The following is a 6,402-nucleotide window of genomic DNA, read 5'->3' on the forward strand; positions in this document are numbered from 1 at the left end:
GAGATTAGGAGATTAAAAGAGATCAGACAAATCGTCCAATGTCATGTTACTATAGGTGGCAGTATTGATACGCGGAGTCACATCCGATCCGCTGATATCTTCGAATTTCATCTTCGTAAGATCGAGGCTGAGGGATCCTTCTACCACTCCCTGATGCAGAAGTTGCAGCATGAGAGCTGTGGGGAGGTGTTGTCCTGCTCCTTGCCCGAAAGCGGAGTAGGTAGTAGAAAGTCGATACTGTGAGGCAGGGTCGTATATGCTCATCGTGATAGGACGCTTATTGGCTCCTATCTCGGATAGGTATTCTATCCGGCGAGCATCTTTGTAGGATATCAGATGACCTTGCTGCGCTCCTGTCGATAATAAAAGATCGGATGCAGATACCCGGCTGCCGTCGGCTTTGAAGAGGCGAGCGAGGAAGAGCGACTCGAAAGCAGTGTACGAGAGTTCAAAGCCGATGAGATCGCTCAATTCGGAATAGGAGGCCGTGACGTAGCGTTTGTTGATGGCATCGGTGACGGTCACACCCTCGGGCGTGATCCATGCACGCCCTGCAACCACCAGGGGGAAAGGCATGGCTACGAGTCGGATGCCTCGACCGCGCACAAGCGTCAGCTCCACGCGAGTGTTCACATCCTTTTGCCCAAAGCGCAGAACAGCTCTGCCACTTGCACTGAATTGTTCTTGTCGCGGGTATTGTTGCATGACGCCATCAAGCAGTGCCGTAGCGCTTATGCCAGTCTCGGCACTGCCACCCGTTGCCGACCCACCGAAGGGCAAGGAGGAACTACAACCGCCGATCAGTATGGCCAATGCCAAGGACAGCATGATTGCAGCTGCTGATCGTATATATTTCTTCGTAAGCATTATTTCTTTTTTTCGGGGATGTAAGCACCCTTTTCTATTTTCTTGTCCAGCATCGAGCTGCCTCCGTCACCGATGGACTTGGCTCGCTTCCATTCTTGTAAGGCTTCTTCTTTTTCGCCAAGCATCCACAGGACATCGCCATGATGCTCTACGACATCGGCATCGGGCTTGTCGGTACTCAGCGACAGAGCTTTCTCGATGTAGAGCTTCGCCAGACTATAATTTTCTCTCATGAAGAATATCCATCCGTAAGTGTCCAATGTGACGGGATTGTCGGGTACCAACTTCACACATAATGCAGCCATTCTTTCGGCTTTCGCCAGGTCTCCGCCTTCTTTCGCCAGAAAGTAGGCATAGTTGTTCAAGACCCCGAGGTTGTTTGGGTTTAGTTCCAAGGCTTTTTCGTAATGGCTGAAAGCCTCTTGTGGCTTTTTCTCTTCGTAGGCGAGGTCGCCCAACTGGCTGTAGATATCTGACAAACCCTTGGCATCTTTCTCTGCATCTATTTGTTTGGTCCCTTCTTCCAAGATGCGTTTGGCTTCGGTCAGATTCTTTTCCATATAATAGGCTATCGCATCGTAGAGATAGAATAGGGCAGAGCCGGAAATATATTGGCGAGCTTGCGAACTGATGGCATGAACCTCGGGATGGTCGTTCCGATTGACCGCAACTTCGAGTATCATATTCCAAGCTCTCTCTTCCGTGGGAGCAAATTCTGTAATCGGTTTGCATATCTCCATGGCACGAATGGTGTCGCCCTGCATCTCCAGTACCTGCGTATAGGAGAGACGGAGATCGACATCTGTCGGATTCCCTGCCAACATCTTGTCCAGTAGAACATTGTATTCTTTCTTGGGCATATCTTGCTCGTCCGTATCGGTGCCGATGAAGCGGAATATGATGGGCAATTTTTGCTCCAGATCGACGTCTTTGTCCGATGCGACTTTGAGCATTTCGTTGATGGCTGCGTCCTTTTGATTCGTTCCCAGATAATAGCTGGCCATGGCGAAGTGATAGAGGCCGTTGGTCGAATCGGTCTTTGCAACCTGTTGCAGTTGCTTATATGCCTCAGGATACATTTCCTTGTCGAGCAAGGCGCCTGCATATTTGAGTCGGAAGTCGGTTACATCCGGATAACGTTCGCTTAGTCGGCGTTGTTCCTCCAATGCCTTGTCTGTCTGCCCCGTCATCATATACAGACGGGTGCGCACATCGGCGTAGTTGGATGCATCCATCGCACTCACGGCATTCTGCTCCTCCATGCGGTTGTAGATGTCGATGGCCTTGTCTATCTCGCCCGACTGCACATACATATTGGCGAGCTTGAAGCGATATTCATCTTCCATGGGGAAACGCTCTGCCATTGCTTCATAGAGTTTGACGGCATCTTCGGCGCGGTTTTGGCGTTCGTACACAGCTCCCAATATATTGCCATAGTTCTTGTTATCGGGATATAGTTGGTAAGCCTGCTCCAAATATCGGGTGCCTTCTTCCAACCGACCGATCGCGAAGTATAGCTTGCCCAACTCCGACAGCAGTGCCGGATCGTTCTGATTTAGGAGATAGCAGTAACGGTAGAGGTCGAAAGCTTCGGCATATTTTTCCTGCTCACGAAGTCGAACTCCTTCGTAGAAGTACCGATCGAATTTGGAGTCGCTGCCGGTACTGTCTGGTACAGGTGTCCCTTCGGCAGCGAGAGAGAAGAGCAGCAGGAACGAAACTAAGATGGGGTGCAATCGCATGGGTGGAGTCTTGTCAGGGTGTAATTATTCTTTGCCGGTATGGCCAAATCCTCCGGTACCGCGCTCTGAGTCTGCCAATGCTTCGGCTTGCTCCCATTCCGCTTGTTCGTGTCGAGCGACTACGAGCTGACAGATGCGTTCGCCATCGGCGATGGTGAAGGGTGTATCCGAAAGATTGATCATGATAATGCCTATCTCACCTCGATAGTCGGCATCGATAGTTCCCGGACTATTGACCAATGTAATACCGTGGCGCAGAGCCAAGCCGCTGCGAGGACGTATCTGTGCTTCGTAGCCCACCGGCAGCTCAATGAACAGCCCCGTGGGGATGAGCCGACGCTCCAACGGTGACAACGTAATAGGTTCTTCGAGGAAAGCGCGCAAATCCATACCTGCCGATGCCGGAGTGGCATACGATGGCAGCGGATGATGCGAGCGATTGATGATTTTGATTTTCATTGCTTATGAGCTTTGTGTGGATGAGGAGGGGGTGGACGCTAACGCTCTTTCCAGTCACCGTTTTCTTTGATGAGATCGACGAGCTGTTGCACGGCTTCCTCTTGCGGGATGCCACGGCGCACGCATACCTTCTGCTTGTAAAGGTCGATGCGTCCGGGTCCGGCTCCCACATAACCGTAGTCGGCATCTGCCATCTCACCCGGGCCGTTTACGATACAACCCATAATACCTATTTTCAGTTCTTTGAGGTGTGCTGTGGCAGCCTTGATGCGCGCTACGGTCTCTTGCAGATTGTATAGTGTGCGTCCACAGCCCGGACAACTGATATACTCTGTGCGACTCATTCGCAGACGTGTGGCTTGTAGTATGCCGAAGGCCAAGCGATCTATGTCGGCGGCCGGTTGTCGGTCAGCTGCGATCATGAGTCCGTTGCCACGCCCTTCGAGAAGCAAGGTTCCCATATCTGCTGCCGCCTGCAGTTGCACATCTTCCAGCTCTGCCGCATCGTATCTGCGGTGCAGGATGACAGGGCAGTTGCATCCCGCCTGTTCCATGAGAAGGAAGGCCGCACGCCATTCGGCTACAGGATTGATTCCTGTAGCTTCGATGATCAGAACAGTGTCGGGAGTCGTTTTGAGGGTTTGCAGACGCTTCTCAGTCAGATCGCTAAGGCGGAGAGGGAGGAAGTGGAGGTCTGCCAACAGGTTTTCCCCTTGATAATAGCTTCCGTCCGATCGGAGGATGATGTCGGGCTGCAAGTCTGCATCGAAGTCGGTCCCGCCTTTGCTGCGATCGGATAGCACTATCGGGGTATGTTTACCGCCGATCAGATTGCCTACGGCCACTGTCTCCTGTCGTTGTAGTCTGTTGCGGTCGTATTGTTCGGGATGGGGAAGAATGATGGCGGGGTGGTTGCTGCGCCCTTTGATGTAGGCGACCAATTTGCGCGCCACAGGTACTTCGTATTCGGGATCCTCACTCAGCGATACGCGGATGGTGTCGCCTATGCCGTCTGCCAAAAGTGAACCGATGCCTACGGCGCTCTTGATGCGTCCGTCTTCTCCGTCGCCCGCCTCCGTCACCCCCAAGTGTAGCGGGAAGGCTATGCCTGCTGCATCCATCCGCTCCACGAGCATGCGCACGGCTGCTGTCATCACCAACGTATTCGATGCCTTCATGGAGATCACGACGTCGTCGAACTGCTGCGCGCGACATACATCCAGAAACTCCATGCAACTCTCCACCATCCCTTCGGCTGTGTCGCCATAGCGTCGGAGCATACGCTCGGAAAGCGAACCGTGATTTACGCCTATGCGGATGGCTCGCCCGAGGCGTGCCGCTTCTTGCACAAAAGCACCGAACCGTTCTACTACAGCCCGATGCCCCTTGTCGAAGGCTTCTTCTTCCGTAAGTGTATCATCGGCTTTCGACTCTACGAAGTTGCCCGGATTGATGCGCACTTTCTCTACGTGCAGGAGTGCTTCGTCTGCAGCCTTGGGATTGAAGTGAATGTCCGCCACCAGCGGCGCATGGTAGCCCAAGGCCGTGAGACCGGCACGGATCTGTGCGAGGTTGGCAGCTTCGCGCACCCCCTGAGCCGTAAAGCGCACGTAGTCCGCTCCCGCGTCAATGATGCGCACAGCTTGTCCGATCGAGGCCTCAGTATCCATCGTGGATACAGAAGCCATAGACTGTATGCGTATGGGGTAGTCGCTCCCGAGAGGAGTGTCTCCTATCCGAGCCACGGATGTTTGGCGTCGTTTGTAACCGAAGAGGTCGAGCATAGTCTTCGTTATTATTGAGTCGTAAAGAGGAGTAGGGCGTGTAGCGAAGTCGCATGAAAAAAAAGCAGGCAGACTACAGCCGATAGCAGCTCTCCATCGAGCCACGGCTATAGACTGCCTGTCGTTAGTGTGCCTGCCACGAGGGAAGGCAGCGCTTGTGTACTAATTCGTCTTGAAATTATACTTCAGCTCGGCCAAATCGCGGTTGGCCTTCACCACTTTTTCTTTGAGCGATTCCTTGTAAGCCTCCAGTCGGGCATAAAGGGCTTCGTCGCCGGTCGCCATCATCTGTACAGCCAAGAGGGCTGCATTCTGAGCAGCGTTGATGCCCACTGTGGCCACGGGGATGCCCGGAGGCATTTGTACGATGGCGAGCAGAGCATCCATGCCGTCGAGCGATGCATTGATGGGTACCCCTATCACCGGAATGGAAGTCATGGAGGCGATCACACCGCAGAGGTGGGCAGCCATGCCCGCAGCGGCGATAATCACCCTGACACCTCTGGCTTTGGCTCCGTGAGCAAAGGCTTCTACCTCTGCCGGAGTACGGTGTGCCGAGAGCGCCAACATCTCGAATGGGATTTCCATCTCATCGAGCATCTTGGCTGCTTTCTCCATGACGGGCAGATCGGATGTGCTGCCCATGATGATGCTTACGAGGGGCTGCATTACTCAGCGATTAATGCTTCGTATTCAGATGCGCTCAGGAGGTTATCCAGTTCAGCGAGGTCAGAAGCATTTACCTTGATGATCCAGCCGGCACCGTAGGGATCGCTGTTTACGAGCTCGGGTTGCTCTTCGAGGGCGGGGTTTACTTCGAGTACTTCACCGCCGATGGGCATCATCAGGTCAGAGACAGTCTTCACCGCTTCGATAGAGCCGAATACCTCGTCAGCACCGAGGGTTTCGCCTTCGCTGGTTACGTCCACATAGACGATTTCGCCCAATTCACCTTGAGCGTAGTCCGTAATACCGATGTAGACAACGTCGCCGTCTTGGCGAGCCCACTCATGATCCTTAGAATACTTCAGTTCTGCAGGAGTTTTCATTTCTAATTTGCTTGTTGATTATGTTTTGAAAAAATGCTTCTGCAAAGGTAGTCAAAAGTTTATGTTCCAAGACCAGCTGTGATTGGGTTTGTTCCCTTTTGAGTAGCTACTGTTTGTTTGGCTGTGCTGTCGCACGAGTGACCGTATGCTTCTGACACGGATAGGGAGCTACGCAGCTCAGGGCGTGAACTCACAGCGGGGCAGCTACGTTATTCGGATATACTATCGCAAAGAGATGGCCGCAACAGAGAATTCCCTCAGAATAGTGAGAGTCCTCTATCAAGTCGCTAAACAGATCCTCACGGCATTGGTGGAATAGAAATAGAGGAGACGATAACAGACTTTGCAGTCCACCTCTTTTCACGGGAAAGACTCGTCCATATACAACAAGGGTGTTGCAGAGACCTACAACACCCCTTGCTTTCATGCGAAAAACGATGTTACGGGAGAATGTATCCTGAAAGAGCTGTTATGATGCCGTTTTCTTCATATATCGTAATT

The 6,402-nt window shown here is 52.6% G+C and carries 7 protein-coding genes; 1 reads left to right on the forward strand and 6 read right to left on the reverse strand.

The window, feature by feature from the left end; genetic code table 11:
- Window positions 1-12: 12 nt before the first annotated feature.
- The 6 genes from C7382_RS02965 to gcvH all read right to left on the reverse strand — a co-directional run bounded on the left by C7382_RS02965 (window position 13) and on the right by gcvH (window position 5,901).
- Window positions 13-867 carry a DUF4292 domain-containing protein gene (locus C7382_RS02965; protein WP_116678830.1) on the reverse strand — a complete coding sequence of 285 codons (855 nt, stop codon included), beginning with the start codon at window positions 865-867 and terminating at the stop codon, window positions 13-15.
- A complete protein-coding gene (locus C7382_RS02970; RefSeq protein WP_116678831.1) occupies window positions 867-2,609 on the reverse strand; it encodes a tetratricopeptide repeat protein in 1,743 nt (580 codons plus the stop codon). Before C7382_RS02970 ends, C7382_RS02965 begins: the two co-directional genes overlap by 1 nt.
- A 24-nt stretch (window positions 2,610-2,633) precedes the next feature.
- Entirely contained in the window at window positions 2,634-3,068 is a 435-nt protein-coding gene (gene dut, locus C7382_RS02975; RefSeq protein ID WP_116678832.1) for a dUTP diphosphatase, read from the reverse strand.
- A gap of 38 nt (window positions 3,069-3,106) precedes the next feature.
- Window positions 3,107-4,852, reverse strand: coding sequence for a (E)-4-hydroxy-3-methylbut-2-enyl-diphosphate synthase (gene ispG / locus C7382_RS02980; RefSeq protein WP_116678833.1), 1,746 nt, complete (start codon window positions 4,850-4,852; stop codon window positions 3,107-3,109).
- Window positions 4,853-5,014: 162 nt separating this feature from the next.
- Window positions 5,015-5,521 (reverse strand): 5-(carboxyamino)imidazole ribonucleotide mutase, encoded by a 507-nt coding sequence (gene purE / locus C7382_RS02985; protein ID WP_116678834.1) that lies wholly within the window; start codon window positions 5,519-5,521, stop codon window positions 5,015-5,017.
- Window positions 5,521-5,901, reverse strand: a complete 381-nt coding sequence (gene gcvH / locus C7382_RS02990; protein WP_116678835.1) for a glycine cleavage system protein GcvH — start codon at window positions 5,899-5,901, stop codon at window positions 5,521-5,523. Before gcvH ends, purE begins: the two co-directional genes overlap by 1 nt.
- Window positions 5,902-6,046: 145 nt before the next feature.
- Between gcvH and C7382_RS10055 the strand changes: the two genes are divergently transcribed.
- Window positions 6,047-6,220, forward strand: coding sequence for a hypothetical protein (locus C7382_RS10055; protein ID WP_165815113.1), 174 nt, complete (start codon window positions 6,047-6,049; stop codon window positions 6,218-6,220).
- Window positions 6,221-6,402: the final 182 nt, after the last annotated feature.

The sequence above is a fragment of the Porphyromonas loveana genome (genome assembly GCF_003096695.1).
GTDB classification, from domain to species: domain Bacteria; phylum Bacteroidota; class Bacteroidia; order Bacteroidales; family Porphyromonadaceae; genus Porphyromonas; species Porphyromonas loveana.

Bases quoted from the DNA above. Each gene is read 5' to 3' on its own strand.
- C7382_RS02965 (WP_116678830.1), bottom strand. From the start codon at position 867: ATGCTTACGAAGAAATATATACGATCAGCAGCTGCAATCATGCTGTCC.
- C7382_RS02970 (WP_116678831.1), bottom strand. From the start codon at position 2,609: ATGCGATTGCACCCCATCTTAGTTTCGTTCCTGCTGCTCTTCTCTCTC.
- dut (WP_116678832.1), bottom strand. From the start codon at position 3,068: ATGAAAATCAAAATCATCAATCGCTCGCATCATCCGCTGCCATCGTAT.
- ispG (WP_116678833.1), bottom strand. From the start codon at position 4,852: ATGCTCGACCTCTTCGGTTACAAACGACGCCAAACATCCGTGGCTCGG.
- purE (WP_116678834.1), bottom strand. From the start codon at position 5,521: ATGCAGCCCCTCGTAAGCATCATCATGGGCAGCACATCCGATCTGCCC.
- gcvH (WP_116678835.1), bottom strand. From the start codon at position 5,901: ATGAAAACTCCTGCAGAACTGAAGTATTCTAAGGATCATGAGTGGGCT.
- C7382_RS10055 (WP_165815113.1), top strand. From the start codon at position 6,047: ATGCTTCTGACACGGATAGGGAGCTACGCAGCTCAGGGCGTGAACTCA.